Annotated in this window: 14 protein-coding genes and 1 pseudogene; 6 read left to right on the top strand and 9 right to left on the bottom strand. The window is 68.7% G+C overall.

Annotated elements, in window-relative coordinates:
- Positions 1-79 precede the first annotated feature (79 nt).
- Together ACQEVJ_RS26330 and ACQEVJ_RS26335 are read right to left on the bottom strand one after the other, a co-directional pair.
- Entirely contained in the window at positions 80-1,018 is a 939-nt protein-coding gene (locus ACQEVJ_RS26330) for an alpha/beta fold hydrolase (RefSeq protein WP_433105439.1), read from the bottom strand.
- Positions 1,011-2,144 carry an MFS transporter gene (locus tag ACQEVJ_RS26335; protein WP_433105441.1) on the bottom strand — a complete coding sequence of 378 codons (1,134 nt, stop codon included), beginning with the start codon at positions 2,142-2,144 and terminating at the stop codon, positions 1,011-1,013. The genes ACQEVJ_RS26330 and ACQEVJ_RS26335 overlap by 8 nt, the downstream gene beginning before the upstream one ends.
- A 94-nt stretch (positions 2,145-2,238) precedes the next feature.
- On the opposite strand from ACQEVJ_RS26335, the gene ACQEVJ_RS26340 reads away from it, so the two are divergent.
- The gene (locus ACQEVJ_RS26340; RefSeq protein ID WP_433105443.1) at positions 2,239-2,829 is read left to right on the top strand and encodes a TetR/AcrR family transcriptional regulator; all 591 of its coding nucleotides are present in this window, start codon (positions 2,239-2,241) and stop codon (positions 2,827-2,829) included.
- Between the two features lie 327 nt (positions 2,830-3,156).
- On the opposite strand, the gene ACQEVJ_RS26345 is transcribed toward ACQEVJ_RS26340, so the two are convergent.
- From ACQEVJ_RS26345 to ACQEVJ_RS26355, 3 genes and pseudogenes are all read right to left on the bottom strand, one after another.
- Entirely contained in the window at positions 3,157-4,038 is an 882-nt protein-coding gene (locus tag ACQEVJ_RS26345; protein ID WP_433105445.1) for a hypothetical protein, read from the bottom strand.
- Positions 4,039-4,073: 35 nt separating this feature from the next.
- A complete protein-coding gene (locus tag ACQEVJ_RS26350; protein ID WP_433105447.1) occupies positions 4,074-5,252 on the bottom strand; it encodes an aconitase family protein in 1,179 nt (392 codons plus the stop codon).
- Positions 5,253-5,319: 67 nt separating this feature from the next.
- Positions 5,320-6,039 (bottom strand): annotated as a pseudogene (locus tag ACQEVJ_RS26355) (IS701 family transposase); the annotation flags it as partial.
- A 408-nt stretch (positions 6,040-6,447) separates the two neighbouring features.
- On the opposite strand from ACQEVJ_RS26355, the gene ACQEVJ_RS26360 reads away from it, so the two are divergent.
- Positions 6,448-6,600 carry a hypothetical protein gene (locus ACQEVJ_RS26360; RefSeq protein WP_433105449.1) on the top strand — a complete coding sequence of 51 codons (153 nt, stop codon included), beginning with the start codon at positions 6,448-6,450 and terminating at the stop codon, positions 6,598-6,600.
- Positions 6,601-6,666: 66 nt separating this feature from the next.
- On the top strand, positions 6,667-6,906 hold the full coding sequence (locus tag ACQEVJ_RS26365; RefSeq protein ID WP_433105451.1) for a hypothetical protein: 240 nt from the start codon (positions 6,667-6,669) through the stop codon (positions 6,904-6,906).
- Positions 6,907-6,971: 65 nt separating this feature from the next.
- Here ACQEVJ_RS26365 and ACQEVJ_RS26370 read toward each other — a convergent pair whose 3' ends face one another.
- Entirely contained in the window at positions 6,972-7,253 is a 282-nt protein-coding gene (locus ACQEVJ_RS26370) for a hypothetical protein (RefSeq protein ID WP_433105453.1), read from the bottom strand.
- A gap of 133 nt (positions 7,254-7,386) precedes the next feature.
- Positions 7,387-7,653, bottom strand: a complete 267-nt coding sequence (locus ACQEVJ_RS26375; protein WP_433105455.1) for a hypothetical protein — start codon at positions 7,651-7,653, stop codon at positions 7,387-7,389.
- Here ACQEVJ_RS26375 and ACQEVJ_RS26380 point away from each other — a divergent pair.
- Complete coding sequence (locus ACQEVJ_RS26380; protein ID WP_433105457.1) at positions 7,642-8,310, top strand: hypothetical protein; 669 nt, start codon at positions 7,642-7,644, stop codon at positions 8,308-8,310. The two genes, ACQEVJ_RS26375 and ACQEVJ_RS26380, sit on opposite strands and share 12 nt — an antisense overlap.
- A gap of 697 nt (positions 8,311-9,007) precedes the next feature.
- On the opposite strand, the gene ACQEVJ_RS26385 is transcribed toward ACQEVJ_RS26380, so the two are convergent.
- Positions 9,008-9,553: a kinase gene (locus tag ACQEVJ_RS26385; RefSeq protein WP_433105459.1), complete on the bottom strand. Its 546-nt coding sequence runs from the start codon at positions 9,551-9,553 to the stop codon at positions 9,008-9,010.
- 150 nt (positions 9,554-9,703) lie between these two features.
- Here ACQEVJ_RS26385 and ACQEVJ_RS26390 point away from each other — a divergent pair, with 150 nt between their 5' ends.
- Complete coding sequence (locus ACQEVJ_RS26390) at positions 9,704-10,198, top strand: NUDIX domain-containing protein (RefSeq protein ID WP_433105460.1); 495 nt, start codon at positions 9,704-9,706, stop codon at positions 10,196-10,198.
- A 1,019-nt stretch (positions 10,199-11,217) separates the two neighbouring features.
- On the opposite strand, the gene ligA is transcribed toward ACQEVJ_RS26390, so the two are convergent.
- Positions 11,218-13,305: an NAD-dependent DNA ligase LigA gene (ligA, locus tag ACQEVJ_RS26395; protein WP_433105462.1), complete on the bottom strand. Its 2,088-nt coding sequence runs from the start codon at positions 13,303-13,305 to the stop codon at positions 11,218-11,220.
- A gap of 9 nt (positions 13,306-13,314) precedes the next feature.
- Here ligA and ACQEVJ_RS26400 point away from each other — a divergent pair, with 9 nt between their 5' ends.
- Positions 13,315-13,929: a hypothetical protein gene (locus ACQEVJ_RS26400; protein WP_433105464.1), complete on the top strand. Its 615-nt coding sequence runs from the start codon at positions 13,315-13,317 to the stop codon at positions 13,927-13,929.
- The last annotated feature ends 121 nt before the right edge of the window (positions 13,930-14,050 follow it).

Raw genomic sequence — 14,050 nt, forward strand, 5'->3', positions numbered from 1 at the left:
CAGCACCGGGAGGATGGGGCGGCCGCTCGTGACTTCGCGCGGACCGGGGCGGTGCGCAGTCGGGCAGGTTTGACCGGTGTCAGTCGCCGTCGAGGATGAAATCGGCTATAGCGGCAGCGACGGCTTCGGGCTGCTCATCGGGGATGAAGTGTCCAGCGTCCGGCACGACGACTCCGGTGGCGTCGTCGGCCCATGGGCTGATGGAGGCCGCCATGTCCGGGATGGAGCCATGGCTGCTGGAGATTCCGAGGATGGGCACAGTCAGGTGCTGCCGCTTGAGCGCCTCGTGGTTCTTGCGCGCCGACTCGGCGGCGTCTCGGTAGTAGGCGAGGAAAGCGCGGAGGCCACCGTCGACGGCGACGGCCGCTGCGTAGTGGTCGAGCTCGGCGTCGTCGAACGTGTCGGGAGAGAGGGCCTTCATTTTCAGGAACCAGCCGACGTAGTCCCGTTCGCGGCCGGCAAGCAGCGTCTCGGGCAGGTCGGGCACAAGGTGGAACGCGAAATGCCAGGTCTTCCACGCCCGATCCGGGTCGGTGGAAATCGCTTCCGGGAGGGTGATGCCGGGAATTCCGGCGTCGAGCAAAGCGACCCCGCGCAGTTGGCTCTCGAATTTGAGTGCGAGGGAGAAAGCGACCCAGGCGCCGATGTCGTGGGCGACCAGCCAGTAAGTCGACACTCCGAGAGCCTTCACGGCGGCGTGGACGTGCGCTGCGACCGTGTGCGTGTCGTAGCTGCGCTCCGGACGCTCGGAGTGGCCCTGACCCGGCAGGTCGATCGCGATGACGTGGAACCGGCCGGCGAGGCTGGGCATGACCTTTCGCCATGCCCACCAGGTTTGCGGGAATCCGGCGAGCAGGACAATGGCCGGGCCGGTCGGCTGGCCGCCTTCGACGGCATGAAGGCGGACGCCATCCGCGTCGACCCAGCGGTGAGTGAATCCCGCCAGGTCGTGCAGGGGCAGGTCGCGGACAGGGTTACTTTCGCAGACGTGCCAAGCGCTGGTCGCAGGGTCAGTCACGGGGATCCTCCATCGGTGTTAGGTGTGCTGGTTCGGTGCTTCGCCCGAGGGTTAGGCCCACGAGCGCGGTACAGATGACCAGAGCGGCCAGCGCGGTGCTCGAAATCCGGGTCCCGACGGCCTGATCGATGAAGCCCAGTAGCAGGACGGGGACGACGAGCCCGGAATAGACGAACAGGAAATACGTCGCACTGAGCTCAGCCCGGTTGCCGGATCGCGCAGTGCGTCTGTGACGCCGAGGCCGTGGCGGAGCAGAGTCCCGACAGCTGCCCCGGCGAAGGATGGCCGGTGGTGCGATGATCTGAGCCAGCAGTGCGCTGATGAACAGGGCTCCGACGCCCACGCCGATGACGGCCAGGTTCGATATGCCCAGGTCGTCACGTAGGAACGCTGGGGCCAGAGACGAGAAGAAGCCGTTCACACCGGAGGACGCGGCGACGAGCACACCGCTGGCGAGAAACGAGCGAGCCCGGCTCGCGCCGGGGGGAAGTGCCGGTCGGCGAATGCGAGGCTGCCAACCCGTCCTTCGATCTGAAGTCTCGGGGACTGCCAGCCAGGCAATGCTCGCCACGGCACAGACGACCAGGTAGCACCAGAACACGGTGCGGGTTGGCGCTTGGACGAACTGCGCGAGCAGGCCCGCGGCGATGGTGCCGAGACTCAGGCCGCCGACGTTGGCGGCAGTGGCCAGCACAGCTGCGGTCTTTCGGCCGGGCACGATTTCCGCGACCGACGACGTCGCTGTTGCGGTAATGAGGCCGGTCGCTGCGCCGCTGACGACCCGTGAGATGAGCAGGATGGTGAGGCTGTTGGCGAGGGCGAATCCGAGGGTGCTGAGCGCTGTGAGCGCGAGCGCCAGCGCGAGGACGGGACAGCGACCGATCGCGTCGGACAGTGAACCAGACACGAGCAACGTGCCGACGACTCCGATGACGTAGGCGATGAAGACGAGGGTGGTGGTGACGGGTCCGAAGCCGAACTTCGACGCCCACAGGACGTAGAGCGGGATGGTCAGCGTCCCGCCGGCCATGACGACGGTGTAGATGAGGACGACGGCGGCGGCTGGGACCACGTGGTGTGCTTGTCGCGCTGTCGCGAAGTGTGGGACAAGCCCGGCCATGACCATGCTTGGACGCTAGCACATCTTGAACTGATTGGTTCAAGATAGGATGGTGCGCAGCGCAGCCCGAGACATCGACACACCGGCAAGGAAGTGCCACGTGGCAGGCAAGAAGCAATTCGACATGGACACGGCACTTGACGCCGCGATGATCCAGTTTTGGCGCGCCGGCTACGCCGACACGTCAGTGGACGATCTGTCCCGGGCAACCGGCCTGAACCGCAGCTCCATCTACTCCTCGCTCGGCGACAAGGACACGCTCTTCCTACGCTGCCTGGATCGCTATGCCGCGCGCTACGGCGAAAAGTACGACGCCGCCCTGTCGTGTGCAGCCTCGGAGCCCCTTACAGCCGTTCGTGCGTTCTTCGACGTCACCCTCGAACGCATCGCCGATCCCGAACTGCCGGATGGATGCCTGGTTGCCCAATCGGCCATGGCAATCCCGGTGCTGAGCCCGAGCGTTGCGGCACACGCGAAGGAGGCGCTGGGCTTCCAGCGCTTGCGTCTACGCGCCGCACTGAAGGCCGGCCGATTGACCGACCAGGACGCCGAGGCCTTCGCTGAACACGTGGCGGCCGTGAACCAGTCTCTCGCCGTCATGAGCAGAGCTGGGGCGAGCCCGGCGCAGCTCCTGGCCATTGTGGGCGTAACCGTCGACGCGCTCTCACAGACGTTGCGCACGCGCGACTAGCTAGGGCGCGTTCGGGTTTGAATCATGAGGTTGCGGATTTGCCTGCGCGGCGCCGTCCTGCCCTGGTAGGTAGTCGCCGTGGTCACAGGGCGAGCACCGCCGTGGGCCGCAGTCACGCATGTTCGGCGCTGATCCCGCAGCGACAATCGTCCGGGCCCTGCAGAGTTATGCGGTTGGCAGGCAGCCCTGGGGTACCGCGCTGCGGATCCTCGACAAGATCAGCGCGAGAGGAGGGCCGCTCCGACCCACACAGTGTGATGGTCAATGAGCTGACATCACTGGCGCTCGCCGTCCGTTCCTCCTCGCCTGCGGAGACCCTGCGCGTCCTCACATCGCGGTCTGCGCCTTGATCAAGGGAATCTGCCCACCGGCGAGCACCATCGCGATCTGGCGGGGGGAGAGCCGGTGGCGGACGACGACGTCGGCGCCCGTGGTCGTGTCGCGTACGACGATGTCTCCGCCCCTCTCCAACGCGGCCCGCAGGTCCCGCAGGGACAGCTCGTCGCCCTGGCCGATGCGGTCGTAGTCCGCCGGGTCGGTGAACTCCAGGGCCAATACGCCGAAGTTGGCGAGGTTCTGCCAGTGGATGCGGGCGTAGGATTTCGCGATCACCGCGCGCAGGCCGAGGTAACGGGGTGCTATCACGGCGTGTTCGCGAGACGACCCTTGACCATAGTTGGCGCCCGCGACGATGACATGCGATCCGGCTCGATGTGCTCGGGCGGGATAGCCCTCGTCGATCTGGCCGAAGGTGAACTCGGCGAGCCGTGCGATGTCGCTGCGCAAGGGCAGCACACGGGCCCCGGCGGGCAGGATCTCGTCGGTGGAGACGTCATCGCCCAGTTTGATCAGGACAGGGCCGCGCAGCAGGTCCGGCAACGGATCGAAGTCGGGCAGCCTCCCGATGCTGGACGCCTTGACCAACTCGACCCGCCGCGCCTCGGTAGGGGCGAGGGGCGGCTCCAACATGCCCTCGGGCGCACCGGCCCGCGCGGGCAACGTCAGGGCGGGATACTCGATCCCCAGCAGGTCGGGCAGCGTCCTCGGGTCCGTGATGCGCCCGGTCAGCGCGGCGGCCGCCGCCGTCTCTGGAGAGCACAGCCACACCGAGTCCTCCTTCGTTCCCGACCGGCCCGGGAAGTTACGCGGTACGGTGCGCAGGCTGTTGCGGCCGACCGCGGGCGCCTGCCCCATGCCGATGCAGCCCATGCATCCGGCCTGGTGCAGCCGCGCGCCGGCCCTGATCAGGTCGAGGGTGGCCCCATGCGGGTGAGGTCGGCGAGGATCTCCCGCGAGGTCGGATTGACGTCCACCGACACCTGAGGATGCGCCTGGCGACCCGCCAGGATGGCGGCGACGATCGCGAAATCCCGCAACCCCGGATTGGCCGAGGAGCCGATCACGACCTGGTGAACGTCCTCGCCGGCGACCTGGCGTACCGGGACGACGTTACCCGGCGAGGTAGGCGCGGAGATCAGTGGTTCGAGGACCGACAGGTCGATCTCCTCGCGAACGTTGTAGCGGGCACCGAGATCGGGAAGGATCTCGGCGAAGTCGCCGGCGCGCCCCTCGGCGGCGAGGAACGCGCGCACCTGCTCGTCGGCGGGGAACACGGACGTTGTCGCGCCGAGCTCCGCGCCCATGTTCGCGATGACGTGCCGGTCCATCGCCGATAGCGCGGCCAGCCCCGGTCCGTGATACTCGATGATCCGGCCCACCCCGCCTTCGACGCCGTGACGGCGCAGCATCTCCAGGATCACATCCTTGGCCGACACCCACGGCGGGAGCGTGCCGGTCAGGCTCACTCCCCAGATCTCTGGCATCGTCAGGTACAGCGGTTGCCCCGCCATCGCCATGGCGACTTCCAGACCGCCCACGCCGACGGCGAGCATGCCCAGCGATCCGGCGGCACAGGTGTGGGAATCAGAGCCGACCATCGACGCGCCCGGAACTCCGAAGCGCTGCATGTGCGTCGGATGCGACACGCCGTTACCGGGCCTGGAGTACCACACCCCGAAGCGGTGGCAGGCCGAACGCAGGAACAGATGATCGGCCATGTTCCGTTCATCGGTCTGCAACAGGTTGTGGTCGACGTACTGCACTGATGTCCGGGTGCGAACCCGGTCCAGGCCGAGCGCCTCCAGCTCCAGCATCACCATCGTCCCCGTCGCGTCCTGCGTCAGGGTCTGGTCGATGCGCAGCCCGATCTCTTCCCCGGGTGTCATCACGCCGTCCACGAGGTGGGCGCCGATCAATTTCTGGGTGACGTTGAGTCCGGTCATGGCTAACCTCTGTGAGCGCAAACCGCCGGTACGATCGAGTGGCTCGTCGATCCCGACGTGCCCGCACAGCACGCCGCCGTTGCGCTCACAGCACACTGTACGGCGACGCCGGAAACCGGTCGGGTCGAGGGCCGCCGTCACTTCCCTGACCGCATGGGACGCGCTATCTGGTCCGTCTAGCTAGTACTCCAGCCGTAGATCGTGATCTTTATGTCTGATTCGCGGCTTGTCGTCGGTAATGGCTAGCTCGGGCTGGGGCTCGGTGGCGGCGTCGCCGGACGAGCCGGTGGGCCGCGTCGTGCACGGGCTCGACGACCAGCGTCGTGAATAGCCGCTGGATCTCGTTGCAGGTGAGCGGGATGAGCCCGTCAGGTGCGGGGTGCCGGGCGTGTTCGTCGGCGCGGACACCGACGAGGAAGGCGTGGACGAGCATGGCCAGGGTGACCCAGCGGGACCAGGAGGTGTAGCGGCGGACCTGGTGCTCGTCGAGTCCGGCCAGGCCCTTTCCGGATTGGAAGGCCTCCTCCACCCGCCACCTTGATCCAGCGACGCGGACCAGGGCGGCCAGGGACACTGGGTCGGGTGAAAAGCAGCGGTAGTAGGAGAGTTCGCCGGTAGTGCGGTTGCGGCGGATCAGCAGCTGGCGGCTGCCGGGGCGGGGTTCGGCCAGGTCGATGACGGCCCAGTCGTAGAGGCGGTGCCCCTTGGCACCGGCCCCGGCCGACAGCTTCTGCCAGGCCCGCTTGGGCACCTTCGCGGCCAGGGCATCCGCGCGGAACTTCCCTGCACTGGTGGTGGCTTCATGTGAGCAGGCGACGGCGAGCGCGTAGCCGACCTGGCGCTCTTCCAGTGCGGTTCGCAGCTTCGGGTTGCCGTCGTAGACCTCGTCGCCTGCGACCCAGCCCACGCGGTGCCCGGCGTCGAAAAAACCGGCCGATCATACGCAGGCCCGCATAGACGAGGTAGACGGCGACCTGGAAGCCCTCACGATCGGCTCACTTCGCCGCTCGCCGTAGCGGGCCGGGGCCGATCGCCGCCCGGGGCCTCGTCCCTCGCCCCGTGCATCGGGGGCCGCTGTGGGTCGAGCGCCTGCGGTTGCGCCCGACCGCCTCGACCGGGCCGGCGCGCACACCTGCCCGCCAGCGGATCGAGCAGGGCCCGAGGGCCGCCAGGTCGACGGCGAGCTCGGGCGCGCAGGACAGGAAAGGCCCGACAAGGTGTGACCTGCGAAAACTCTGACCATCCACTACACATGTAGTGGAGGTGTCGAGCGATGCGTGTTCCATGCCCCTGGCCGTCGTGCACCTGCACGCACGTCGGGTGGTCCGCTGGTTGGGTGGACAACCGCGGGGATCGGGCCGTGCCGTGTCCCAACTGCCGGCCCGAGGTCGCGCGGCACCTGCGCCGCGCGCCCGGTCCTCTGTCGCAGGCCCGGGCCGGGCTGCGCTACGTGCCGCGGCCGTCGAGGCGCACCCGGCCCGCCGCCTGACCGGGCCTCTGTTGGGACCCCAGGTGCTCGAGGTCGGCCGTCCGCCGGCGGGGCAGACTGGCCCCTGTGACCGACCACCTCGCCGGGCCCGCCCGGGCCCTCGCCGAATCCCTGCGGCCCGGGCTGGAACAGCTCGCGGCCGCGCTCCCGTCGCCCGAGCAGGCCGAGGCCCTGCGCCGCGACGTCGCCGTCGGCGTGCGGGCCCTGATCCCCTCGCCCGAGCAGGTCGAGGCCGTGCGCGCCGAGCTCGCCCGGGGCCTGGCCGGGTTCCTCCCGCCGCAGCCGCCGACCGGGGGCACGCTGTGACCGAGCAGGCGGCCGCGCCCGATCCCGCACGGCCCCGGCGAGATCCTCGACCGGCTGCCCGAGCGCTACCGGGCGAGCACCGCACGGGCATCCTCGTAACGGTTGACCTCCCAGGGGGTGCTGCCGTCCCACAGTCTCACGCGCGAAACCGGCGCTTCTTCGATCAGGCGGCCCAGCTCCGGTGCCGGATCGAACGGACGCTGCGCCGCACGGGCCATCGGGAACATCTGCGGCTCTGACAGGTCGTCAGCCATGAAATCTCCTTGTCTCGCATTGCGGTCGGCGATGATGTCGGGCGTGCTGACCAGGGGATCGAGGTCCTGAGCCGGATGGAGAAAAAGCTTCAAGCCGCGGAGGAACCTTGCCCCCTACTCGCCGTTGGCGAAGGTGCCCTGTCTCGTCAACTTGAGGTACGGGGTGGCGCTGAGCTACGGAGCCTCAGATTGGATGAGACGCGCACAGCCAAGGGCGTCTCGTCGATCACGAGGCGGGGCATGACGAGCGCAGTTCGCGGGCGCCGACGGCGTCGAGGACGCGGCGGATGGTCTTGGGGGCAACCCGGTGCTGCCGGGCCAGGGCCTTGACGGCGGCGCCCTGGCGGTAGGCCGCCATGATGGCGGTCGCCGTGCTCGGGTCGAGGGCGTTGGGGCGGCCCAGGGTCTTGCCGGCGGCCTCGGCGGCAGCGACACCTTCGCGGGTGTTCTCGCTGATCATGTTGCGCTGCAGGAGCCTGCGTTGCGTATCCATGCGGTGGTCTCGGTCGTCTTTGCGGGTTGCCTGGCGCTGGCGAGCCAGCCGGCTCACGCCGCCCCGTTCAGCACGGAGCGGAGCCTGCGCGTAGCTGCCGAGGTCGTGGAGTACGAGTGCACCACCGATGGCGCGACCGAGACGCAAGACGTGAAGATCAACGTTGAGCTGACCATGCCGGACAGCGCCACCGCGGGGCAGCAGATGTCGATCGGCTGGAGCGGAAGGTACATCGACGGCAGCGAACTGCGGGCGCCCGCCGCCGGACTGCCCGGCAGCGTCAAGTTGTACGCGTACGCGGCCCTTACCGGGATCGAGGGCCTGACATCCGCCACCGGCGTGAGCGAGCCCGTGAGCGTCGCCGCCGGACGGACCATCCCGATTCCGGAGACCGTCAGCCTGAAAACGACCTCGTCCAAGGCGGGCACGGCGAGGGTGCGGCCGGCCGCCATCAACATCGGGGCCTCACCCACGACACCGTTGATCGAGTGCGAGGTGCGGAACGCGGCCGCTCTGACCACCTACACCCTGACCGTCGCCGAGGGCGGTCAGACGAGCACCACTCCCACTCCGGACGACGCCACCACCAGCCCGAAGCCGACCCGGACCGTCACGGCCACCGTGACGGGCCGCCGCTTCGGACGAAGACGACCTTGACGAGGAGATCGCGGCGGCGCAGGAGGTGGACACCACCCCGGTAGGCGGGGCCGCGACCGGAGGCGGTGGCGAGGCCGGGCCGGACGGGCGGATGTACGTGCTCACCGGTCTTGTGATCACTCTCGCCGCTTGCGCCGGACTCCTGGTTCGCCGTCGTCTTCGGTCAGAGTGAGCAGGCACGCTCCCGTAAGCAGGACGGTCCTGGCCGTTGTGCTACCGTCCCGACGGCCTACGTCCTCATTCCGCAGGTCATGAACGCTGCTCACCCCGGCCATCATCAGGGGCTCCTGGCCGAGGTCACTATTGCGGCTCAGCACTGAGGTAGCCAGGACGTCGAATCACCGTGCGAGGGGCAGCGGAAGAATCAGCACGACCAATCTCATCGTCACTTCCCAGGGTGGCATCCTCCCGGCCCAGGATGAGCGGTAGCAATGCCGTTCAGGGCATCCCGAGTTTGTCGCAGACGCGGAGAATCTCCCGTACGTGGGGTGGCACCGGAATACGGCGGAAACGGGTTCGGTTGCCTCCCCTGCAGTCGCAGGTCAGACGGCTGAGCCTGTGCCGGGCGGTGGGCTGTCGCGTGGAGCATGGGACCGGATTGGCACCCGCACCGGCTATAGGGTCTCTGACCTGCGGCGACAGAGCTTCCGAGATCGGACAGCGCTGTGGTGGGGATCATTTCCGATCGAGGCGGCCGTCATCGTCTGGCGTTGTCACTGGTCTGCGCTGGGGTCAGGCGTGCCTGGCGCAGTACCTGCCGCACCGACGCTTCCAGCGGACTGTCCTCTCCGATGACCGTCTCGCACCCGTCCGGCAGCAGGTCGCGCTCCTGATACCACTCCCGCATCTGGTCTGGGGTGAACTCCGACCGCTGGGGGCGGGTGTCATGCCGCCGGAGCGTCTCCGGGAAGGACACGTCCAGGTAGAAGAAGGCGCTGGTCCCGGCGTGGTCACGGCGCAGGGACCGCAGCATCGCCCCGTACCGGCCGGCGGTGAGGATGCCTTCGAGCAGGACGTGGTATCCGTGATCAAGGGAGTACCGGACGATCGTGTCGATGAGCCCGATGTTCACGCCGCCATCCACGTCCCGCTCCCGCAGCAGATCCCGCCGTACGACGTCCTGGCTGACCAGCGCCAGACCGCGGCCATAGGCCGCCCGCACGGCACGGGCGACACTGGTCTTCCCAGAGCCGGAGTTCCCGCGGACAACGATCAAACGGGTGTCGAGAGAACCGGTACGCACCGGCTCAGGGTACGAACAGTCCGGAGGCGACACGCCGTCTTTCCCTGCCGGCGGGTGACGTCCCGCCCAGTGGTGTACGAGCTGCCTCCGGGTGGGGTTTGGAGATACCCCGGCACCAGATCATGCGCGGCTCATAGTGTCGGAGCCGTCATGAGCGACTCCGCGTCCTACCTGGCCTACGTCGCCTCCGTACCGCGCCTTCGTGCCGCGGCAGGCGCATTGCTCCGAGACAACGAGGGGCGGGTGCTTGTCGTGCACCCGGTCTACAAGGACGACTGGGAGATCCCCGGCGGAATCGTCGAGGCAGGGGAGTCCCCCGTCAGTACCTTGCTACGCGAGTTGCAGGAGGAACTGGGCATCGCGCCGCCGGTGGTTCAGCTCGCATGCGTCGACTGGGTGCCACCAGCACCGCCCTGGGACGCCGGGCTGATGTTCGTCTTCAACGCAGGCGTGCTCACCGATTCCCAGATCGCGACGCTACGTCTGCAGCCCGAGGAACTCGACGAATATGCATTCATTCCCCCCGCGGACCTGGACAAGCTCCTGCCGCCAGGCTTGGCGCGAAGGATGAACGCGGCGATCTCGGTGGCAGACACCGGGCAGACTGCTTACCTGGAGGACGGCCTCACCCGCCAGCTCCCGTAGCCCAGATCCATGAGCGGGCTTGTAGCTTGGCGTCGCTGCCGCGGCCGGCGAGCACACGGTCAGCGACCGGTCGACTCAATGAGCGGCCGGGCAGGGCACCGAGTCCAAGAACTGGCAGGCATTGTTAACCGGCGCGGCGCGTAACGTGGTCGGGGGACTCCAGCATCGGCCAGCCGGCAGGCACCCGCAAGGGGTTCGGCTCCGGCGTCGTTGCCCACCGACCTGAGCTCGACAGGCGCGCAGCCATGCCTCACGGTTGAGCCGGTCGGCAACGGTAGCGGTGACGGACCCGGACGCCGACTTGATTTCCCCGCGCCGACTCGCCTGATGAGCTCGGCGAGTGTGCCTCGCCGCCGTCAGTGGCGGTTCTCCAGCTGCGCAACCTCTCGTGCGTCTACCGGAATCGCCCTCGTGGCGCCGCTGCGGTGGTGTAGGGGCGGATAGGGGAACCGCCGCTGTCCCCATTCTTGACGCTGTGGACAGGTCGAGGCGGGAGTCGTAACCGTCGGCGCCGGTGGTCATCGCCTTCAACCGACGTAGCGTTGCCGCCCGCTCGGAGGCACCACTATCGAGGGTTCCGCCGCGGCGCAGCTCCAAGATGCAGATGTCCTGCCACAGCTCATCGCGCAGCTCGGCCGGGGCGGCCAGCAGCATCGCGGTCCCGGGACCCGGCTCACGTGCCGCAGCCCGGGTGTAGCGACAAATCCATGCCGGCGAGCCTGCAAATGAGGCGTTGCTCGCCATGTGACAAGGCCGCTGCGGCAGCCTTGCTCGCAACAAAGCTGTGCCCCGGCTGCGTGCCGTAGCAGAGGCAATACCGGGGCTTATGTCACGCAGAGTAGCACAGGGGGCACGGACGCGAAATGGAGGAGACCGAGGCCAAGCGGCTACGGGAGGTGCTGTCGGTCGCCTGCGTCGCCCAATACGAGGCGCTGTGCGACGGACAGACCGCCGCGGCGCTGCGCCCGCTTGCTCGTCTCGCCCGTCGGATGTGGCTGCACGCGGACGAACAGGGTCGCCTACAACAGCTGCGCGACCATCTCGGCGAACTCCTCCGGGGAAACGATCCGCACGCCGAGGGATTCGGCCTTTGCCCGCTTGGACCCCGCGTTCTCCCCCGCGACGACCAACGAGGTCTTCGCCGAAACGCTGGACGACGCCCGGCCTCCGGCCTGTTCGATGAGCTCGTTCATCTGGTTGCGGGACAATGCTGCCAGCTGCCCGCTCATCGCGCCCGTGACCACGACCGTCATCCCGGTCAGCGGCGCAGCACCCGGCTCGTCGCCGCCCTGCGTCGGGGTGGTCGTGCCGCCCTCGTCACCGGCCACCGCCGCCACACCCGGCTCGACCATGTTCACCCCGGCGCGGACGAGCTTGTCGATGAGGTCGCTCAGCTCGGCCAGCTCGGCGACAATCACGGGCGCCTTCTCCGGGCCGATGCCGTCCACCTCCTGGAAGCCCTCGGCGTCGGCCGCACGGATGGCCTCCATGGTCCCGAAGTGCCGGGCGATGCGGCGGCTCATCGAGCGCCCCGTCCCCCTGACCCCGAGCGCGCAGAACACCCGGCTCAGCGGTCTGGTCCTGGCCCTGCCGATGGCGGTCAGGAGATTGTCGGTGGACACCTCCCCCATTCGCTCCAGGTCCAGTAGCTGCTCGCGTGCGAGGAAGAACAGGTCGCCGAAGTCGGCGATCAACCCGGCGTCCAGCATCTGCTGGATGCGGTTGTCGGCCAGCCCTTCCACGTCCAGTTGGTCGCGGCCGACCGCGTACCGGATCGAGGCGATCGCGCGGCAGTATCGGCCTCGCACGCACCTCCACCGCTCCTGCGAGGTGTCGATCTCACCGCCGCAGGCCGGGCACACCTCCGGGAACACGATGGGCTGCTCGTCGCCGGTGCGCAGGTGCACCACCGGGGACTCAACCCGCGGGATCACGTCGCCGGCCTTGTAGACGACGACGCTGTCCCCCAGCATCAACCCGCGGCGCTCGATGTCGGAGGGGTTGTGCAGCGTCGCGTACGTCACGACGGAGCCGTCCAGTTCCACCGGCTCCAGGACCGCCCGCGGGGCGATCACACCGGTCCGGCCGGTGTTCCACTCCACCGTGAGCAGCTTCGTGATCTTCTGCACGGCGGGCAGCTTGTACGCGATCGCCCACCGCGGTGCCCGCGAGCCGAACCCGGCCTGCGCCTGATCCGCCGCGTCATTCGCCTTGATCACGATGCCGTCGATCCCGAACGGCAGCTCCGGCCGCGCGGCCGCGATCTCCTCGACCCGCTGCTGCACCTGCTCCACAGTCGTCGCGACGATCCCGGCGACCGCGGTCCCGGCCGTGGTCTGCACACCCTGTCCGGCGACCCAGTCCATCACCTGGCTGTGCGGCGACTTTCGGAGCCGCGTCGCGAGGTCGGAGGTGTCATCGGGCAGCGGCAGTGCGCCGTACCCGAAGAACGTCAGCTCGCACACGTACGGCCGGTCCTGCGCCCTCAGCGTGCCCGCGGCGGCACTACGCGGGTTGGCGAACGTGGTCCCGTCATGCGCCTGCCGTTTCGCACACGCCTCCTCGAACTGCCGGGCGGTCATCATCACCTCACCACGCAGCTCCACGGTGACCGGGTCGGCGAGCCGCCCGGGGAGACCGACGATCGTGCCGATCGCGTGTGAGACGTCCTCGCCTGCGCTCCCGTCGCCGCGGGTGACCAACTGGACGAGGCGGCCATCACGGTAGCGGGCGGCGATCGCCAGCCCGTCCAACTTCGGCTCCACGGACCATGCAGTTACCGGACGGCCGAGCCGGCGTTCCAGCGAGGCGGCCCAGCCGGCCAGCTCCTCAGGCCCGAACACGTTGTCCAAGCTGAGCATGGGCACGGTGTGCGGGACATCACCCACGACTCCGGCGACCTTGCCCGTCGGCGAGGCCTCCAGCACCTGGCCGGGGTGGGCCTTCTCGTAGGCGGCGATGCCACGGACGAGCCTGTCGTAGGCGTCATCGTCCAGTGGAGAGGTGCCGTCGCCGTAGTAGGCCGCGGCTGCGTCGGCCGCCAGCTGGACCGCCTCGGCGTAGGCGGTCTCATCGAGGATCGCGTCGATCGGGGGCGCTTCAGTCATGCGGCCATCGTGCCGGGTGGGTCCGACAAACGCGTCCGTCGCCTCTGCCTCGCATCCCACGACCAGTCGGCGCGCGCCGACGAAGCCTGCTCGGCGTACCTGGCCGACAGCCCGCAGGACGCCTCCGTTCCCGTGTACGTCCAGCCCACCGCCCACTTCCGGCCCCCCTCCGACCCTGCCACCCCGACGATCATGATCGGCCCCGGCACCGGCATCGCTCCCTTCCTCGGCTTCCTCGACGAACGCCGCGCTCTGGGCCACCGCGGCCGCAACTGGCTCTTCTTCGGCGAACAGCGCCGTGCCACCGACTTCTACTACCGCGACGAGCTGACCGCGCTCTGCGACGACGGGCTGCTCACCCGGCTCGACCTGGCCTTCTCCCGTGACCAGCGCGCCAAGGTCTATGTCCAGGACCGCATGCGTGAACACGGCGTCCAGCTATGGTCTTGGCTGCAGGAGGGCGCCCACGTGTACGTGTGCGGCGACGCCAGCCGGATGGCCAAGGACGTCGACCGGACGTTGCGGGACATCGCGGCCCACCACGGCGGCCTGCCGGCCGAGGACGCCGCCGCCTACGTCAAGCAACTCGCCGCGGCCAAGCGCTACGTGCGCGACGTGTACTGACCGACCCCGGGAGCCGGACGGCGTATTCGAAGGCTCGCTGCTGGAATCCCTCGCATATGCGAGGCCAATGTTGGAAACGGCCCGCACATGTGTGTCCCTAAGCTCAAGTTCGGGCATAGGG

It is taken from the genome of Microbispora sp. CA-102843, assembly GCF_050936215.1.
In the GTDB taxonomy this organism is placed as follows: domain Bacteria; phylum Actinomycetota; class Actinomycetes; order Streptosporangiales; family Streptosporangiaceae; genus Microbispora.

Excerpts from the sequence above, each read along its gene's own strand:
- ACQEVJ_RS26390 (WP_433105460.1), top strand. The coding sequence starts at position 9,704 with ATGAGCGACTCCGCGTCCTACCTGGCCTACGTCGCCTCCGTACCGCGC.
- ACQEVJ_RS26335 (WP_433105441.1), bottom strand. The coding sequence starts at position 2,144 with ATGGTCATGGCCGGGCTTGTCCCACACTTCGCGACAGCGCGACAAGCA.
- ACQEVJ_RS26375 (WP_433105455.1), bottom strand. The coding sequence starts at position 7,653 with ATGGATACGCAACGCAGGCTCCTGCAGCGCAACATGATCAGCGAGAAC.
- ACQEVJ_RS26345 (WP_433105445.1), bottom strand. The coding sequence starts at position 4,038 with ATGGGCTGCATCGGCATGGGGCAGGCGCCCGCGGTCGGCCGCAACAGC.
- ligA (WP_433105462.1), bottom strand. The coding sequence starts at position 13,305 with ATGACTGAAGCGCCCCCGATCGACGCGATCCTCGATGAGACCGCCTAC.